This window comes from Pseudomonas sp. PDM24 (assembly GCF_019218905.1).
Taxonomy (GTDB): domain Bacteria; phylum Pseudomonadota; class Gammaproteobacteria; order Pseudomonadales; family Pseudomonadaceae; genus Aquipseudomonas.
This window is the reverse complement of the sequence record NZ_JAHUWR010000002.1, coordinates 115,501-132,175: the sequence shown is the minus strand read 5'-3', so window position 1 is coordinate 132,175 and position 16,675 is coordinate 115,501. Positions and strand designations below refer to the sequence as shown.

The 16,675-nt window shown below is 60.6% G+C and carries 13 protein-coding genes; 10 read left to right on the top strand and 3 right to left on the bottom strand.

All coding sequences use genetic code 11. From position 1 onward, the window contains the following. The first annotated feature begins 24 nt into the window (after positions 1 to 24). A complete protein-coding gene (locus KW837_RS08460; RefSeq protein ID WP_218395234.1) occupies positions 25 to 1,269 on the top strand; it encodes a metallophosphoesterase in 1,245 nt (414 codons plus the stop codon). Between the two features lie 123 nt (positions 1,270 to 1,392). Here KW837_RS08460 and gbcA read toward each other — a convergent pair whose 3' ends face one another. After that, the gene (gene gbcA / locus KW837_RS08455) at positions 1,393 to 2,688 is read right to left on the bottom strand and encodes a glycine-betaine demethylase subunit GbcA (RefSeq protein WP_218395233.1); all 1,296 of its coding nucleotides are present in this window, start codon (positions 2,686 to 2,688) and stop codon (positions 1,393 to 1,395) included. Between the two features lie 284 nt (positions 2,689 to 2,972). Between gbcA and gbcB the strand changes: the two genes are divergently transcribed. Next, a complete protein-coding gene (gbcB, locus tag KW837_RS08450; RefSeq protein ID WP_123497283.1) occupies positions 2,973 to 4,073 on the top strand; it encodes a glycine-betaine demethylase subunit GbcB in 1,101 nt (366 codons plus the stop codon). Positions 4,074 to 4,178: 105 nt separating this feature from the next. Here the strand turns inward: gbcB and KW837_RS08445 are convergent, their stop codons facing one another. Together KW837_RS08445 and KW837_RS08440 are read right to left on the bottom strand one after the other, a co-directional pair. Further along, positions 4,179 to 5,003 (bottom strand): NAD(P)-dependent oxidoreductase, encoded by an 825-nt coding sequence (locus KW837_RS08445; protein ID WP_218395232.1) that lies wholly within the window; start codon positions 5,001 to 5,003, stop codon positions 4,179 to 4,181. A 204-nt stretch (positions 5,004 to 5,207) separates the two neighbouring features. Next, on the bottom strand, positions 5,208 to 6,248 hold the full coding sequence (locus KW837_RS08440) for a low specificity L-threonine aldolase (RefSeq protein ID WP_218395231.1): 1,041 nt from the start codon (positions 6,246 to 6,248) through the stop codon (positions 5,208 to 5,210). A 131-nt stretch (positions 6,249 to 6,379) separates the two neighbouring features. Here KW837_RS08440 and KW837_RS08435 point away from each other — a divergent pair, with 131 nt between their 5' ends. The 8 genes from KW837_RS08435 (at position 6,380) to fdhA (ending at position 16,437) form a co-directional block, all read left to right on the top strand. Next, positions 6,380 to 7,096: a TraX family protein gene (locus tag KW837_RS08435; RefSeq protein ID WP_218395230.1), complete on the top strand. Its 717-nt coding sequence runs from the start codon at positions 6,380 to 6,382 to the stop codon at positions 7,094 to 7,096. Positions 7,097 to 7,380: 284 nt separating this feature from the next. Further along, positions 7,381 to 8,634 (top strand): serine hydroxymethyltransferase, encoded by a 1,254-nt coding sequence (glyA, locus tag KW837_RS08430; protein ID WP_008076466.1) that lies wholly within the window; start codon positions 7,381 to 7,383, stop codon positions 8,632 to 8,634. A gap of 23 nt (positions 8,635 to 8,657) precedes the next feature. Next, a complete protein-coding gene (locus KW837_RS08425) occupies positions 8,658 to 9,908 on the top strand; it encodes a sarcosine oxidase subunit beta (RefSeq protein ID WP_007907561.1) in 1,251 nt (416 codons plus the stop codon). Positions 9,909 to 9,922: 14 nt separating this feature from the next. Further along, positions 9,923 to 10,252: a sarcosine oxidase subunit delta gene (locus tag KW837_RS08420; RefSeq protein ID WP_008008142.1), complete on the top strand. Its 330-nt coding sequence runs from the start codon at positions 9,923 to 9,925 to the stop codon at positions 10,250 to 10,252. After that, the gene (locus KW837_RS08415; RefSeq protein ID WP_218395229.1) at positions 10,249 to 13,266 is read left to right on the top strand and encodes a sarcosine oxidase subunit alpha; all 3,018 of its coding nucleotides are present in this window, start codon (positions 10,249 to 10,251) and stop codon (positions 13,264 to 13,266) included. Before KW837_RS08420 ends, KW837_RS08415 begins: the two co-directional genes overlap by 4 nt. Positions 13,267 to 13,399: 133 nt before the next feature. Beyond that, positions 13,400 to 14,032, top strand: coding sequence for a sarcosine oxidase subunit gamma (locus tag KW837_RS08410; RefSeq protein WP_218395228.1), 633 nt, complete (start codon positions 13,400 to 13,402; stop codon positions 14,030 to 14,032). Positions 14,033 to 14,174: 142 nt separating this feature from the next. Further along, positions 14,175 to 15,032, top strand: a complete 858-nt coding sequence (gene purU, locus KW837_RS08405) for a formyltetrahydrofolate deformylase (RefSeq protein WP_007907570.1) — start codon at positions 14,175 to 14,177, stop codon at positions 15,030 to 15,032. 205 nt (positions 15,033 to 15,237) lie between these two features. After that, positions 15,238 to 16,437 carry a formaldehyde dehydrogenase, glutathione-independent gene (gene fdhA, locus KW837_RS08400; RefSeq protein ID WP_007907573.1) on the top strand — a complete coding sequence of 400 codons (1,200 nt, stop codon included), beginning with the start codon at positions 15,238 to 15,240 and terminating at the stop codon, positions 16,435 to 16,437. Positions 16,438 to 16,675 lie beyond the last annotated feature (238 nt).

Here is a 16,675-nt window from a genome sequence, read left to right as displayed (position 1 = left end):
CCACTACGGATGGAGGAAAGCGACATGTCATTGGTCAGTCATTGGGAACACGAGTACGACAAGGTCAAGCTACGCGTACATGGCTTGTTCACCCGTTTGGATATGGCCTGGAAAAAGCTCGTCAGCGAGCTTGAGCCGGAGGAGTACCAGGCCATTGTCGCGCTGCTGCAGCGGGGCCACGATCAGGCGCAATACGTGCTCGAGCACGGCGATGTGCCAGACGATCAGCCGAGTGTGCCGTGGGAGTTGGCCCACGGCTTGTCGATCCTGCACATCGGCAACGCCAGGCCCTTGCCGCAATCGGTCGACGAACTGCAAACCCGAGTGCTCAAGGACGGCAGCCTGCTCGGTTGTCGCAAATGGGAGCTGCTGGATCTGTTGTGGAGCGAGGCATTGCTCAAGTGGATCGAGAACCTGCGGCATCACGCGCCGTTCGCTACCAACCCGGCGCTGATGCGCATGGACAGTGACGTGACCCTGGCCATCGCCGGCGACTGGGGCACCGGGCCGTTCGATAGCCACGCCCCGGCGGTCTCAGTCGCCAACCAGATGCAACTGGCCCAGGCTGATTTCACCATTCACCTGGGGGACGTGTACTACGCCGGCACCCGCTCTCAGGAAGACGTCGACATGGTCGGCTGGCCCATGGGCAAGCAGGGCTCGTTCACTCTCAACTCCAACCACGAGATGTACAGCGGCGCCCATGGCTATTTCAAGGAATTGGCCAAGCGTTTCCCGGCGCAGCAGGGCACCAGTTATTTTGCGTTGTACAACGATGACTGGCTGGTGATCGGCCTCGACACGGCGTATGCCTCGGATCCGATTAACCTGTACATGGACGGTGCGCTGAACAAGGAGCAGATCGACTGGATGAAAGGGCTGCCTCAGCGCAAGAAGATCATGGTGCTCAGTCATCACCAGGGTTTCGACATTACCGGGCACAACAAGACGGCGCTGTATCAACCGGTGTGCGATGCCTTGGGCCGCGAGCCGGATTACTGGTATTGGGGGCATTTGCACAACGGCATCTGCTACGCCGCTCAAGGCGGGTTGCATGCGCGCTGCGCCGGCCATGGGGCGATTCCCTACGGCAATGCCAGCGAGCTGAACGGGCATTCGCGGGTGCTGTGGTCGGAAACGCAAAATGCGCGGGATGAGGCGTACCCGGATCGGGTGTTGAACGGTTATGTGAAGGTGCGGCTGGTGGGGGAAAACATCGAAGAGACGTTTATTGGGGAAGATGGGTCGGTGCGGTGGTCTTTAAGTTGATTGGGTGAATGTGCGACCGCTTTCGCGAGCAAACCCGCTCCCACATTAGATCGGTGGCGTACACAAAATCTGTGAACGACTCGGTCAACTGTGGGAGCGGGCTTGCTCGCGAAGCTCTTGATCTTATCCCTGAACCGGAACGCCTTTGAGGTACGGCGCAGGCTCGGCCCCAAGGTTGTTCAGCAACCGCTCGCTGTACCAGTCCACAAAATTCACCACGCCAAACTCATAGGTCTTGGAGTAAGGCCCTGGCTGGTAAGCCGTGGAGTTGATCCCGCGCTGGTTTTCTTCGGCCAGGCGACGGTCCTGGTCGTTGGTCGCATCCCAGACCTGGCGCATACGCTCCACGTCGTAGTCCACGCCTTCGACCGCGTCCTTGTGCACGATCCACTTGGTGGTGACCATGGTTTCCTGAGCGCTGATCGGCCACACGGTGAACACGATGATGTGGTCGCCCATGCAGTGGTTCCATGAGTGCGGCAGGTGCAGGATGCGCATCGAGCCCAGGTCCGGGTTCTTGATGCGGCCCATGAGTTTGGCGCAGCCCTGTTTGCCGTCCATGGTCATCGACACGGTGCCCTTGAGCAGCGGCATGCGCACGATGCGGTTACGCAGGCCGAAACTGGCGTGGGCGTAAGGGATCTTCTCGGCTTCCCAGGCAGCGGCCGAAGCAGCAACGTGGTCCTTGAAGGCCTGGTCGGCACGCGGGTCGGTGACGTCGTCCCATTCCAGCAGGGTTTTCAGCAGTTCCGGGTGCGATGCGTTGCAGTGGTAGCACTCGCGGTTGTTTTCCAGCACCAGTTTCCAGTTGGCTTTCTCCATCAAGGTGGTTTGCACCGCCACCTTGGTGTTCTCCATGTCGTACGGTTCCATGTAATGGTTCAGCGTCGACAGGAAGTCATCAATGGCCGGCGGGTTTTCCGACAGGCTGATGAAGATGTAGCCGCCAGCGGTTTTCACGTTCACCGGTTTGAGGCCGTACTGCTTCATGTCGAAGTCGGCGCCCATTTCGGTACCGGCGAACAGCAGGCGACCGTCCAGCTCATACGTCCACTGGTGGTAGTGGCAGACCAGTTTGGCGACTTTGCCTTTTTCACTGGTGCACAGCCGTGAACCGCGGTGACGGCAGACGTTGTGGAACGCATGGACCACGCCTTCGGCGCCACGAATCACGATGATCGGGTTCTTGCCGACTTGCAGGGTCAGGTAGTTGCCCTTGGTCGGGATTTCGCAGGTCATGCCGGCGATCAACCACTCTTTCTGAAAGATTTCCTGCATGTCGATATCAAACAGCCGCTCGTCAGAGTAAAACGGCTGCGGCAGCGAGAAAGTGCGCTCGCGTTCTTGCAGCATCTGCGCGGTGGCCTTGCGTGCGGGTTCCAGCGGATCGCCCAGGCTGATTTTTGCGGTGACGTCCATCGATTTGATCCTCATGGCCATTCTGTGTGGCCGGCGAAAGTGGCTAATCAGGTTTGCTACGCAAGGTGTAAAGATTATGTCTTGGTATGGGGCGAGTGTGGGGCCGGCGCTCGCCAGAACCTTATCCATGGGCGACATGGCCCAATCTGTTCCCGACGCGCAACCCCCGGTAATTGGGGGCTGGTCGCGATAAGTATGTGAATGTCGCAGATAGGTAAATGGAGGAGCTGCGCTATACGCAGAATCGCCAACATAAAGGCCGGTAGTCGGCCGTGGAGAACAGCATGTCCAACAGCTTCCTGAACCCGGTAACCACCCAGACCTGGGCCAATGGTCGACACATTGTCCGTTGCGTCAAAGTCATCCAGGAAACCTGGGATGTGCGCACCTTCTGCTTTATGGCCGACCAGCCGATCCTGTTCTTTTTCAAGCCGGGGCAGTTCGTCACCCTGGAGCTGGAAATCGACGGCGTGCCGATCATGCGCTCCTACACCATTTCCAGCTCGCCATCGGTGCCGTACAGCTTTTCGGTGACCATCAAGCGCGTGCCGGGGGGCAAGGTGTCCAACTGGCTGCACGACACCCTGCATGAAGGCCAGGAGCTGGCGGTGCACGGGCCGGTCGGGCTGTTCAACGCCATGGACTTCCCCGCGCCGAAAGTGCTCTACCTCAGCGGCGGCGTCGGTATTACGCCGTGCATGTCCATGGCCCGTTGGTTCTACGACACCAACGGCAATGTCGACATGGTGTTTATCCACAGCGCCCGTTCACCGAAAGACATCATTTACCACCGCGAGCTGGAACACATGGCGTCGCGGATCGATAACTTCAGCCTGCACCTGATCTGCGAGAAGCATGGTCTGGGCGAGCCGTGGGCCGGTTATCGCGGTTACCTGAACCACAAGATGCTCGAGCTGATGGCGCCAGACTTCCTTGACCGTGAAGTCTTCTGCTGCGGCCCGACCCCGTACATGAACGCGGTCAAGCGCATGCTTGAGGCGGCGGGTTTCGACATGAAGCGTTATCACGAGGAATCCTTCGGCGCGACGCCAGCGGAAGCCCGTGCCGATGCGGTGGAGCAAGCCGAGCAAGCGGCGGATGCTCCAGAAATCGACGCGGCGGATCTGCATCAGGTGGAATTCACCGCGTCCGGCAAAAGCATTCGCGTGGCGCCGGGCGAAACCGTGCATGCGGCGGCGGCCAAGCTTGGCCTGCTGATCCCGAAAGCCTGCGGGATGGGGATTTGCGGGACGTGCAAGGTGATGAAACTGGGCGGCGAGGTTGAAATGGACCACAACGGCGGGATTACCGAGGAAGACGAGGCCGAAGGGTTCATCCTGTCGTGCTGCAGCGTGCCGAAGGGCGACGTGCGGATCGAGTTTTGAACCTGTGGGAGCGGGCTTGCTCGCGAAGGCGGCGGCACAGTCAACATTGATGTTGCCTGACACACCGCTTTCGCGAGCAAGCCCGCTCCCACAATGGTTGGTATTTCAGTCCACAAACAGGTCTGGCATCAGCTTGTCTTTGGTGTCGGGCTCAAAGCGGTAATGATCGAATTCGGTCACGCCATGCTCCCGCAGAATCTCCTCATCAATCAGCAACCGCCCGGTGATGCTGCGACCACTGCTGCTCAGAATCGCGTAAGCAGCATCCGCCATGATCGCCGGCGTGCGCGCATGTTTGAACGACTCGCGTGACCCCAGCTGAAACTCGATGGCAGCCGTGGCGATCATGGTCTGTGGCCACAGGGAATTGACGCTGATGCCGTAGGAAGCGAATTCCTCGTTCATGCCCAGGGTCAGCATGCTCATGCCGTATTTGGTCACCGTGTACGGGCTGTACTGGGAGAACCACTTGGGGGCCAGATTCAGCGGCGGCGACAGATTGAGAATGTGTCCGGCGGATTTCTTCAGATAGGGCAGGGCAGCCTGACTGCACAGCAGCACGGCGCGGGTGTTGATCTGATGCATCAGGTCGAAGCGTTTGAGTTCGATGTGTTGCACGCCGGTCAGCTTGATCGCCCCGGCATTGTTGATCAGTGCATCGATGCCGCCGAAATGTGCGCTGGCGTCGGCCATGGCCTGGCGCACGGCAACTTCATCACGCACATCCACCTGCAAGGCCAACGCCTTGCCTCCCGCGGCTTCAACTTCCGCCGCCACGCTGAAGATGGTGCCTGGCAGTTTGGGGTGAGGGGTGGCGCTTTTGGCGGCAATCACGATGTTGGCCCCGTCCTTTGCTGCCCGCAGCGCAATCTCACGGCCGATGCCACGGCTGGCGCCGGTGATGAACAGGGTTTTGCCTTGTAGTGACATGCATACGCTCCTGATTGTTGTTATCTGAGCGGATCGAAACGGCTCGCCAGTCAATGTAGACGAAGTCTTGTTGGAGGGCAGTCAGTTAAGGCGCGGAACCTGTGGGAGCGGGCTTGCTCGCGAAGGCGGTGTACCAGGCGGCATTGATGTCGACTGACACTCCCTCTTCGCGAGCAAGCCCGCTCCCACAAAAGCTGGTGGGTGTCAGCCCGCCATGACCTGTCGAATATCCGCCGCCAATTCCCGCACGCGTTCTTCTTCGGTGTCCCACGAGCACATGAAGCGTGCGCCGCCGTTGCCGATGAAGGTGTAGAAGCGCCAGCCCTTGGCGGTCAGTGCGGCGATTGCCGGTTCCGACAGTTGCAGGAACACGCCGTTGGCCTGCACCGGGAACATCAGTTCCACGCCAGGAATATCGCTCACCAGTTCAGCCAGCAACTGCGCGCAGTGGTTGGCGTGGCGGGCGTATTTGAGCCAGGCGTCGTTTTCCAGAATCCCGACCCACGGCGCCGAGAGGAAGCGCATCTTCGACGCCAGTTGCCCGGCCTGCTTGCAGCGGTAATCGAAGTCTTCGGCCAGTTTGTGGTTGAAGAACAGAATCGCTTCGCCCACCGCCATGCCGTTTTTCGTGCCGCCGAAGCACAGCACGTCAACGCCGGCCTTCCAGGTCAGGTCGGCTGGCGAGCAGCCAAGAAATGCGCACGCATTGGAGAAGCGTGCGCCGTCCATGTGCAGGTTCAGGCCCAGTTCTTTACAGGTGGCACTGATGGCGCGGATTTCTTGCGGGGTGTACACGCTGCCGACTTCGGTGGCCTGGGTCAGGGTCACTACGCGGGGTTTGGGGTAGTGGATGTCCTGGCGCTTGAGGGCGATTTCGCGGATCGACTCCGGCGTCAGCTTGCCGTTTTCGGTGCGGGCGATGAGCAGCTTGGAGCCGTTGGAGAAAAACTCCGGCGCGCCGCATTCGTCGGTTTCGACGTGGGCGGTTTCCGAGCAGATCACGCTGTGGTAACTCTGGCACAGTGACGACAGGGCCAATGAGTTGGCGGCGGTGCCGTTGAAGGCGAAGAACACTTCGCAATCGGTTTCAAACAGTTTGCGGAATTGATCAGATGCGCGTGCGGTCCACTCATCGTCGCCGTAAGCGCGCTGGTGGCCGTGGTTGGCCTGTTCCATGGCAGCCCAGGCTTCAGGGCAGATACCGGAATAGTTGTCGCTGGCGAATTGTTGGCTCTTATCGGTCATGGCCGGCTTCCGTGGTCGAGGCTCTTATGGTGAAGAGCATCGTGGTCAATGATGGTGCGCACTTTACCGAAGATCGTCCGGGGAGCACACGGGATGTTGCTGTCAGAAAAATACACGGTTGACGGGCAATTATGCACATGACTCAACGGGATGGGGCGCTGGATCTGCTCAAGTGGCTGGCGCTGCTGAGCATGGTGCTCGATCACCTGCGATATGTCGGTTATTCCGTCGATATTCTGTATGTGCCGGGTAGATTGGCGTTCCCGTGGTTTTGTCTGGCGATGGCGGCGAACCTGTCGCGGCCTCGCGCAATAGCCACCGACGGGCAGTGGCGCTACTTCGGTTGGTTGTTGCTGTTTAGCGCGGTAAGCGAAATTCCCTACCGGATGTACATTCCTGATCACAACACCTTAAACGTGTTGCCCACGTTGGTTCTGGGTTTGTTGGTCGCCCGTGGCTGGCAGCACAGGCTGCTTCAGCCGCGGCTATTGGCGGCGGGTGCCTTGTTGCTGGCGGCGCTGTTCCCGGAACGACTGATGTTCGGATTCTTCGGCGTGCTGTTGCCGCTGGCGATGTTGCTGGTGATTAACCGCCCCTGGTATCTCAGTCTGCTGCCGGGGCTGGTCTGCCTGGCGGCCAATCAATGGCAAGTGCTGTATTACGCCGCGCGACTTCACAGCAGTGCAGCCATCCTCGGCATTGCCGCTTGTCTGATTGCGCCACTGCTGGGCCTGCTGCTATTGCGACATGCCCAAGGCGTTCAACCACCACCGATGCGCCGTTGGGCGTATGCGCTCTATCCTGCGCATTTCCTTATCTTGCTAGTCCTGCGCCACGCCCTCGCATAACCCTGTGGGAGCGGGCTTGCTCGCGAATGCGCCGGGCCAGTCAACATCAGTGTCGGATGACAAACCGCATTCGCGAGCAAGCCCGCTCCCACAGGGGATCCTGGCTGCTTCAAGGGTTGTGTTCGGCATGCCATTTCTCGCCATGTCGTAAACGCACCTTTGCGTGGCGTCCATAGGCATTTGACCTGTCTGCGCCGGTCATACCATCGCTTCCAAAGGGCACTGCCGTAACGCCAGTGCCTTACCGAGACGAATGGCGCATAGATGCCGCTGGGAGAGACGCGATGTTCAGCAAGCAAGACCAGATCAAAGGTTACGACGATGCACTGCTGGCGGCGATGAATGCCGAGGAGCAACGCCAGGAAGATCACATCGAGCTGATCGCGTCCGAGAACTACACCAGCAAGCGCGTGATGGAAGCGCAAGGCAGCGGCCTGACCAACAAATACGCCGAAGGTTATCCGGGCAAGCGCTACTACGGTGGCTGCGAGCACGTCGACAAGGTCGAAGCCCTGGCCATCGAACGCGCCAAGCAATTGTTCGGTGCCGACTATGCCAACGTTCAGCCGCACTCTGGCTCTTCGGCCAACAGCGCTGTGTACCTGGCCCTGCTGCAAGCCGGCGACACCATTCTCGGCATGAGCCTGGCCCACGGTGGCCACCTGACCCACGGCGCCAAGGTGTCGTCCTCGGGCAAGCTGTACAACGCCGTGCAGTACGGCATCGACACCAAGACCGGCCTGATCGATTACGACGAAGTCGAGCGCCTGGCCGTCGAGTGCAAGCCGAAGATGATCGTTGCCGGCTTCTCTGCCTACTCCAAGACCCTCGACTTCCCACGCTTCCGTCAGATCGCCGACAAGGTCGGTGCGCTGCTGTTCGTCGACATGGCCCACGTTGCCGGTCTGGTCGCTGCCGGCCTGTACCCGAACCCGCTGCCTTACGCCGACGTGGTCACCACCACCACCCACAAGACCCTGCGCGGTCCGCGTGGTGGCCTGATCCTGGCCAAGGCCAACGAAGAAATCGAGAAGAAGCTCAACGCTGCCGTGTTCCCCGGCGCTCAGGGCGGCCCGCTGATGCACGTCATCGCCGGTAAAGCTGTGTGCTTCAAGGAAGCGCTGGAGCCTGGCTTCAAGGCTTACCAGCAACAAGTGATCGACAACGCCCAAGCCATGGCCGGCGTATTTATCAAACGCGGCTACGATGTAGTGTCCGGCGGTACCGATAACCACCTGTTCCTGGTCAGCCTGATCCGTCAGGGCCTTACCGGCAAAGAGGCGGATGCAGCACTCGGTCGCGCCCACATCACCGTGAACAAGAACGCTGTCCCGAACGATCCACAGTCGCCGTTCGTGACCTCCGGCCTGCGTATCGGCACCCCGGCGGTGACCACTCGCGGCTTCAAGGTTACCCAGTGCGTTGAACTGGCCGGCTGGATCTGCGACATCCTCGACAACCTCGGCGACGCCGATGTCGAGGCCAATGTCGCGCAGCAAGTGGCAGCCCTGTGCGCGGACTTCCCGGTTTATCGCTGAGCGCGGTTTTGGAGTAAATGACTATGCAACGCTATTCGGGCTTCGGCCTCTTCAAACACTCCCTCAGCCATCACGAAAACTGGCAGAAGATGTGGCGCACGCCGACCCCGAAAAAGGTCTATGACGTGGTCATCGTCGGCGGTGGCGGGCATGGTCTGGCGACCGCCTACTACCTGGCCAAGGAGCACGGCATCACCAACGTGGCCGTGGTCGAGAAAGGCTGGCTGGGCGGCGGTAACACCGCGCGCAACACCACCATCGTTCGCTCCAACTACCTGTGGGACGAGTCGGCGCACCTGTACGAACACGCGATGAAATTGTGGGAAGGCCTGTCCCAGGACCTGAACTACAACGTGATGTTCTCCCAGCGTGGCGTTTACAACTTGTGCCACACGCTTCAAGACATTCGTGATTCCGAGCGTCGGGTCAGCGCCAACCGCCTCAACGGCGTGGACGGCGAACTGCTCGATGCCAAACAGGTAGCCGACGAGATTCCGTACCTCGACTGCTCCAAGAACACTCGCTACCCGGTGATGGGCGCAACCGTCCAGCGTCGCGGCGGCGTGGCCCGTCACGATGCCGTGGCCTGGGGCTTTGCCCGTGCCGCCGACGCACTTGGCGTGGACCTGATCCAGCAGACCGAAGTGATCGGTTTCCGCAAGGAAAACGGCGTGTGCATCGGTGTTGAAACCAACAAGGGCTTCATCGGCGCCAAGCGCGTCGGTGTGGTCACCGCCGGTAACTCCGGGCACATGGCCAAACTCGCCGGTTTCCGTCTGCCGATCGAGTCGCACCCGCTGCAAGCGCTGGTGTCCGAGCCGATCAAGCCGATTATCGACAGCGTGATCATGTCCAACGCCGTACACGGTTACATCAGCCAGTCCGACAAGGGCGACCTGGTGATCGGCGCCGGTATCGACGGCTACAACGGCTACGGCCAGCGTGGTTCGTACCCGGTGATCGAGCACACCATCCAGGCCATCGTCGAGATGTTCCCGGTGTTGTCCCGTGTGCGCATGAACCGTCAGTGGGGCGGCATCGTCGACACCACGCCGGATGCGTGCCCGATCATTTCGAAAACCCCGGTACCGAACATGTTCTTCAACTGCGGTTGGGGCACCGGTGGCTTCAAGGCAACACCTGGCTCGGGCAACGTGTTTGCCGCGAGTCTGGCCAAGGGTGAAATGCACCCATTGGCTGCACCTTTCTCCATCGACCGTTTCCATAGCGGTGCGTTGATCGACGAACACGGCGCTGCAGCAGTCGCCCACTAACAGGAGAAATCCCTATGTTGCATATCTTCTGTCCTCACTGTGGCGAACTGCGCTCCGAAGAGGAATTCCATGCATCCGGCCAGGCGCACATCCCGCGTCCACTGGACCCGAACAGCTGCACCGACGAGGAGTGGGGCGACTACATGTTCTTCCGCGATAACCCTCGCGGTCTGCACCACGAACTGTGGGATCACGTCGCCGGTTGCCGTCAGTACTTCAACGTCACCCGTGACACCGTGACCTACGAGATTCTCGAAACCTACAAGATCGGCGCCAAGCCGCAGTTCACCGACAAGACCGACAGCCCGAAAGCGGCCGCCACGGCTCTGGGAGAGAAGGTATGAGCCAGATCAATCGCCTGTCCAACGGCGGACGCATCGACCGCAACAAAGTGCTGAGCTTCACCTTCAACGGCCAGGTCTACAAAGGCTTTGAAGGCGACTCCCTGGCTGCAGCCTTGCTGGCCAACGGTGTCGACATCATCGGCCGTAGCTTCAAGTACTCGCGCCCACGCGGCATCTTCGCCGCCGGTGCCGAAGAGCCGAACGCTGTGCTGCAGATCGGTGCGACCGAAGCCACGCAGATCCCCAACGTACGCGCCACGCAACAAGCGCTGTATCAAGGCCTGGTCGCCACCAGCACCAACGGCTGGCCGAGCGTGAACAACGACATGATGGGGATTCTCGGCAAGGTCGGCGGCAAGCTGATGCCGCCGGGCTTCTACTACAAAACCTTCATGTACCCGCAATCGTTCTGGATGACCTACGAGAAGTACATTCGTAAGGCTGCCGGCCTTGGCCGCTCGCCGACCGAGAACGATCCGGACACCTACGACTACATGAACCAGCACTGCGACGTGCTGATCGTCGGCGCTGGCCCTGCGGGTCTGGCGGCTGCGCTGGCGGCTGCCCGTAGCGGTGCGCGTGTGATTCTGGCCGATGAGCAGGAAGAGTTCGGCGGCAGCCTGCTCGATTCCCGCGAAAGCCTCGACGGCAAGCCTGCCACCGAGTGGGTCGCCAGCGTCATCGCCGAGCTGAAAAACACCCCGGACGTGCTGCTGTTGCCGCGCGCCACGGTCAACGGTTACCACGACCATAACTTCCTGACCATTCACGAGCGCCTCACCGATCACCTCGGTGACCGTGCCCCGATTGGCCAGGTGCGTCAGCGCATCCACCGGGTTCGCGCCAAGCGTGTAGTGCTGGCGACCGGTACTCACGAGCGTCCACTGGTCTACGGCAACAACGACGTGCCGGGCAACATGCTCGCCGGCGCTGTGTCGACTTATGTTCGTCGTTACGGCGTGGCACCGGGCAAGAAGCTCGTGCTGTCGACCAACAACGATCACGCTTACCGCGTAGCGCTGGATTGGCTCGACGCCAGCCTGCAAGTGGTCGCGATCGCCGATGCCCGCAGCAACCCTCGTGGTGCGCTGGTGGAAGAAGCGCGCGCCAAAGGCATCCGCATCCTGACCGGCAGCGCCGTGATCGAGGCCCGTGGCAGCAAGCACGTCACTGCCGCTCGCGTTGCCGCGATCGATGTAAAAGCACACACCGTGACCAGCCCGGGCGAGTGGCTTGAGTGCGACCTGGTTGCCAGTTCCGGCGGTTACAGCCCGGTGGTTCACTTGGCGTCGCACCTGGGTGGCAAACCGATCTGGCGTGAAGACATCCTCGGTTTCGTGCCGGGCGAAGCACCGCAGAAACGCGTGTGCGTCGGTGGCATCAACGGCGTCTACGGCCTCGGCGATTCGCTGGCCGATGGTTTTGAAGGCGGTGCTCGCGCTGCGAGCGAAGCCGGTTTCGGCAAGGTCGAAGGCGTACTGCCCAAAGCCCTGAGCCGACTCGAAGAGCCGACGCTGGCGCTGTTCCAGGTGCCGCACGAAAAAGCCACTGCCCGTGCGCCGAAGCAATTCGTCGACCTGCAGAACGACGTCACCGCTGCCGCCATCGAACTGGCGACCCGCGAAGGCTTCGAGTCGGTCGAGCACGTCAAGCGCTACACCGCACTGGGCTTCGGCACCGATCAGGGCAAGCTCGGCAACGTCAACGGTCTGGCCATTGCCGCCCGTTCGCTTAACGTGACCATCCCGCAGATGGGCACCACCATGTTCCGTCCGAACTATACGCCGGTGACTTTCGGCGCCGTGGCCGGTCGTCACTGTGGGCACATCTTCGAGCCGGTTCGTTTCACCGCGCTGCATCACTGGCATGTGAAAAACGGTGCTGAATTCGAAGACGTCGGTCAGTGGAAACGTCCTTGGTACTTCCCGAAAAACGGTGAAGACCTGCACGCTGCGGTAAAACGCGAATGCAAAGCCGTGCGCGACAGCGTCGGCCTGCTGGACGCTTCGACCCTGGGCAAGATCGACATCCAGGGCCCGGATTCGCGCGAGTTCCTCAACCGCATCTACACCAACGCCTGGACCAAGCTCGATGTGGGCAAGGCCCGTTACGGCCTGATGTGTAAAGAAGACGGCATGGTGTTCGACGACGGCGTGACTGCATGCCTGGCCGACAACCATTTCGTGATGACCACCACCACCGGCGGCGCTGCACGCGTGCTGCAATGGCTGGAAATCTACCATCAGACCGAATGGCCAGACCTGAAGGTGTATTTCACTTCGGTCACTGACCACTGGGCGACCATGACCCTGTCGGGGCCGAACAGCCGCAAGCTGCTCAGCGAAGTCACCGACATCGACTTGAGCAACGAAGCCTTCCCGTTCATGACCTGGAAAGAAGGTCTGGTCGGTGGTGTGCCAGCGCGGGTGTTCCGGATTTCGTTTACCGGTGAGCTGTCGTACGAAGTCAACGTGCAGGCCGACTACGCCATGGGCGTGCTGGAAAAAATCGTCGAGGCCGGCAAGCAGTACAACCTGACCCCGTACGGCACCGAAACCATGCACGTTCTGCGGGCAGAGAAGGGCTTCATCATCGTCGGTCAGGACACTGACAGCTCGATGACCCCGGACGACCTGAACATGGGCTGGTGTGTTGGTCGCACCAAACCGTTCTCGTGGATCGGCTGGCGTGGCATGAACCGCGAAGACTGCGTGCGTGATCAACGCAAACAGCTGGTCGGTCTGAAGCCGATCGATCCAACCAAATGGCTGCCGGAAGGGGCGCAACTGGTGTTCAACACCAAGCAAACCATCCCGATGACCATGGTCGGTCACGTGACTTCCAGTTACCTGCACAACTCCCTGGGCTATTCGTTTGCCATGGGTGTGGTCAAGGGCGGCTTGAAGCGCATGGGTGAGCGGGTGTTCGCACCGCTGGCCGACGGCAGCGTGATCGAGGCGGAAATCGTTTCTTCGGTGTTCTTCGATCCGAAAGGCGATCGCCAGAACGTGTAACACCACAGCTCCCGTAGGAGCGAGGCTTGCCCGCGAAGAACGATAACGCGGTCCCTCAGATAAACCGCGTCGCTGCCTTCGCGGGCAAGCCTCGCTCCTACGGTGTGTCGTACGAATTCAAGACAGGTGCTTTATGACCGCAGCCAATGTTTACCAACAACGCCCAACCACCGGGGCCAAGGCCGAGTCGTCGCTGCATCACGCCGACCTCGCCAGCCTGGTGGGCAAGGGCCGCAAGAACGCCGGCGTGATCGTGCGCGAGAAAAAACTCCTCGGTCACCTGACCATCCGTGGCGATGGCCACGATGCCGCGTTCGCCGCTGGCGTGCACAAGGCCCTCGGCCTGGAACTGCCGGCCGCGCTGACCGTGGTGATCAAAGGCGAAACCAGCCTGCAATGGATGGGGCCAGATGAATGGCTGCTGATCGTCCCGACCGGTGAAGAATTCGCCGCCGAGCAGAAACTGCGTGAAGCGCTGGGCGACCTGCACATCCAGATCGTCAACGTCAGCGGCGGCCAGCAGATCCTCGAACTCAGCGGCCCGAACGTGCGTCAGGTGCTGATGAAATCCACCAGCTATGACGTGCACCCCAACAACTTCCCGGTGGGCAAGGCTGTCGGCACGGTGTTCGCCAAGTCGCAATTGATGATCCGCCACACCGCCGAAGACACCTGGGAACTGCTGATTCGTCGCAGCTTCTCGGATTACTGGTGGTTGTGGTTGCAGGATGCGGCGGCTGAGTACGGGCTTAGCGTCCAGGCTTGAGATTGCCTTCGCGGGCAAGCCTCGCTCCTACAATTGACCGTGTCGCCCCGTTATTTCATGGCCGACATCAACCCTGTAGGAGCGAGGCTTGCCCGCGATCAACCGCGAAGCGGTTGCCCATAACAACAGGAGTCACCGCACTATGAGCCGCGCCCCAGACACATGGATTCTGACCGCCGATTGCCCCAGCGTCCTCGGCACCGTGGATGCGGTGACCCGCTTTCTGTTCGAGCAGGGCTGCTACGTCACCGAGCACCATTCCTTTGATGACCGGCTCTCGGGTCGTTTTTTTATTCGCGTGGAATTTCGTCAGCCTGATGGCTTCGATGAGCAAGCTTTCCGCGCAGGTTTGGCAGAGCGTGGTGACGCCTTCGGGATGGTTTTCGAGCTGACCCCGCCGCACCACCGGCCAAAAGTGGTGATCATGGTGTCCAAGGCTGATCACTGCCTCAACGACTTGCTCTACCGTCAGCGCATCGGCCAGTTGTCGATGGACGTGGTCGCCGTGGTTTCCAACCACCCGGACCTCAAGCCATTGGCCGACTGGCATCAGATTCCGTACTACCACTTTCCGCTGGACCCGAACGACAAGCCCTCCCAGGAGCGTCAGGTCTGGCAGGTGGTCGAAGAGTCCGGCGCCGAACTGGTGATTCTTGCGCGCTACATGCAGGTTCTGTCCCCAGAGTTGTGCCGCAAACTCGACGGCAAGGCGATCAACATTCATCACTCCCTGCTGCCGGGTTTCAAGGGTGCCAAGCCCTATCACCAGGCCTACAACAAGGGCGTGAAACTGGTCGGCGCCACGGCGCATTACATCAACAACGACCTGGACGAAGGCCCGATCATCGCCCAGGGCGTGGAGGCTGTGGATCATAGTCATTACCCCGAAGATTTGATCGCCAAAGGGCGGGATATCGAAGGGCTGACCCTGGCGCGGGCCGTTGGTTATCACATTGAACGACGGGTGTTTTTGAACGCCAATCGCACCGTCGTTCTTTAGATCGCCTTCGCGAGCAAGCCCGCTCCCACAGGTTTTGTGTTGTTCACAGACCTTATGCCTACCCGATCCAATGTGGGAGCGGGCTTGCTCGCGAAGAGGCCCTTACAGACAACGCAAAAAGACACAGGCAATAACCCGAGCAATCAACGCGCCGCCGATCCATGGCGACGCGACCGCTACATAAAAACAACAGCGAGGTGAAAGCATGTCTGGTAATCGTGGTGTGGTGTATCTCGGCGCTGGCAAGGTCGAAGTACAGAAAATCGACTATCCCAAAATGCAGGACCCGCGCGGCAGGAAGATCGAGCACGGCGTCATCCTGCGCGTAGTGTCCACCAACATCTGTGGTTCCGATCAGCACATGGTGCGCGGGCGTACCACCGCTCAGACCGGTCTGGTGCTGGGCCACGAGATCACGGGTGAAGTGATCGAGAAGGGCAGCGGTGTCGAGAACCTGCAGATCGGCGACTTGGTGTCGGTTCCTTTCAACGTTGCCTGTGGCCGTTGCCGTTCGTGCAAAGAGCAACATACTGGCGTCTGCCTGAGCGTTAACCCGGCGCGTCCGGGCGGTGCCTATGGTTACGTCGACATGGGTGACTGGACCGGTGGCCAAGCCGAATACGCGTTTGTGCCGTATGCCGACTTCAACCTGCTGAAACTTCCAGATCGCGACCGGGCCATGGAAAAAATCCGTGACCTGACCTGTCTCTCCGACATCCTGCCCACTGGTTACCACGGCGCAGTGACTGCCGGCGTTGGCCCTGGCAGCACCGTGTACATCGCCGGCGCCGGCCCGGTTGGCCTGGCAGCTGCCGCTTCCGCTCGTCTGCTGGGTGCTGCGGTGGTGATCATCGGTGACGTCAACCCGATCCGCCTGGCCCATGCCAAGGCTCAGGGTTTCGAAATCGCCGACCTGTCGACAGACACCCCACTGCACGAACAAATCGCTGCACTGTTGGGCGAACCGGAAGTGGACTGCGCCGTCGATGCCGTAGGCTTCGAAGCTCGCGGTCACGGCCATGCCGGCGTGAAGCACGAGGCTCCGGCCACCGTGCTCAACTCGCTGATGGGCGTGGTTCGCGTGGCGGGCAAAATCGGTATCCCCGGCCTCTACGTCACTGAAGACCCGGGTGCGGTGGATGCCGCCGCGAAAATGGGCAGCCTGAGCATTCGCTTCGGTCTGGGCTGGGCCAAATCCCACAGCTTCCACACCGGCCAGACCCCGGTGATGAAGTACAACCGCCAACTGATGCAAGCCATTATGTGGGACCGCATCAAGATTGCCGACATCGTGGGTGTCGAAGTCATCAGCCTCGACGACGCCCCGCGTGGTTATGGCGAGTTCGATGCGGGCGTGCCGAAGAAGTTTGTGATCGATCCGCACAAGATGTTCAGCGCGGCGTAAGGCTGGGAGCAAGACGGGAAGAAGGGCGACAGTGATGTCGCCCTTTTTTATGGAGCACCGCAGCCTGCGCTTTCAGGTTCTGCCGGGTTGTTCACAGGCCAGTTTGGCGGGAGCAGGCGTGCCATTCATCGTATGGATTCGGGGTTCCACGACTGGGGGGGAACATGCCAGCAGATGCCCGGTCAAATCGGCAGTTTTGCTGCCCTGCCGGGTGGTTCTCATGGCACAAGAGGATGTC

Excerpts from the sequence above, each read along its gene's own strand:
- KW837_RS08460 (WP_218395234.1), top strand. The coding sequence starts at position 25 with ATGTCATTGGTCAGTCATTGGGAACACGAGTACGACAAGGTCAAGCTA.
- gbcA (WP_218395233.1), bottom strand. The coding sequence starts at position 2,688 with ATGGACGTCACCGCAAAAATCAGCCTGGGCGATCCGCTGGAACCCGCA.
- gbcB (WP_123497283.1), top strand. The coding sequence starts at position 2,973 with ATGTCCAACAGCTTCCTGAACCCGGTAACCACCCAGACCTGGGCCAAT.
- KW837_RS08445 (WP_218395232.1), bottom strand. The coding sequence starts at position 5,003 with ATGTCACTACAAGGCAAAACCCTGTTCATCACCGGCGCCAGCCGTGGC.
- KW837_RS08440 (WP_218395231.1), bottom strand. The coding sequence starts at position 6,248 with ATGACCGATAAGAGCCAACAATTCGCCAGCGACAACTATTCCGGTATC.
- KW837_RS08435 (WP_218395230.1), top strand. The coding sequence starts at position 6,380 with ATGCACATGACTCAACGGGATGGGGCGCTGGATCTGCTCAAGTGGCTG.
- glyA (WP_008076466.1), top strand. The coding sequence starts at position 7,381 with ATGTTCAGCAAGCAAGACCAGATCAAAGGTTACGACGATGCACTGCTG.
- KW837_RS08425 (WP_007907561.1), top strand. The coding sequence starts at position 8,658 with ATGCAACGCTATTCGGGCTTCGGCCTCTTCAAACACTCCCTCAGCCAT.
- KW837_RS08420 (WP_008008142.1), top strand. The coding sequence starts at position 9,923 with ATGTTGCATATCTTCTGTCCTCACTGTGGCGAACTGCGCTCCGAAGAG.
- KW837_RS08415 (WP_218395229.1), top strand. The coding sequence starts at position 10,249 with ATGAGCCAGATCAATCGCCTGTCCAACGGCGGACGCATCGACCGCAAC.
- KW837_RS08410 (WP_218395228.1), top strand. The coding sequence starts at position 13,400 with ATGACCGCAGCCAATGTTTACCAACAACGCCCAACCACCGGGGCCAAG.
- purU (WP_007907570.1), top strand. The coding sequence starts at position 14,175 with ATGAGCCGCGCCCCAGACACATGGATTCTGACCGCCGATTGCCCCAGC.
- fdhA (WP_007907573.1), top strand. The coding sequence starts at position 15,238 with ATGTCTGGTAATCGTGGTGTGGTGTATCTCGGCGCTGGCAAGGTCGAA.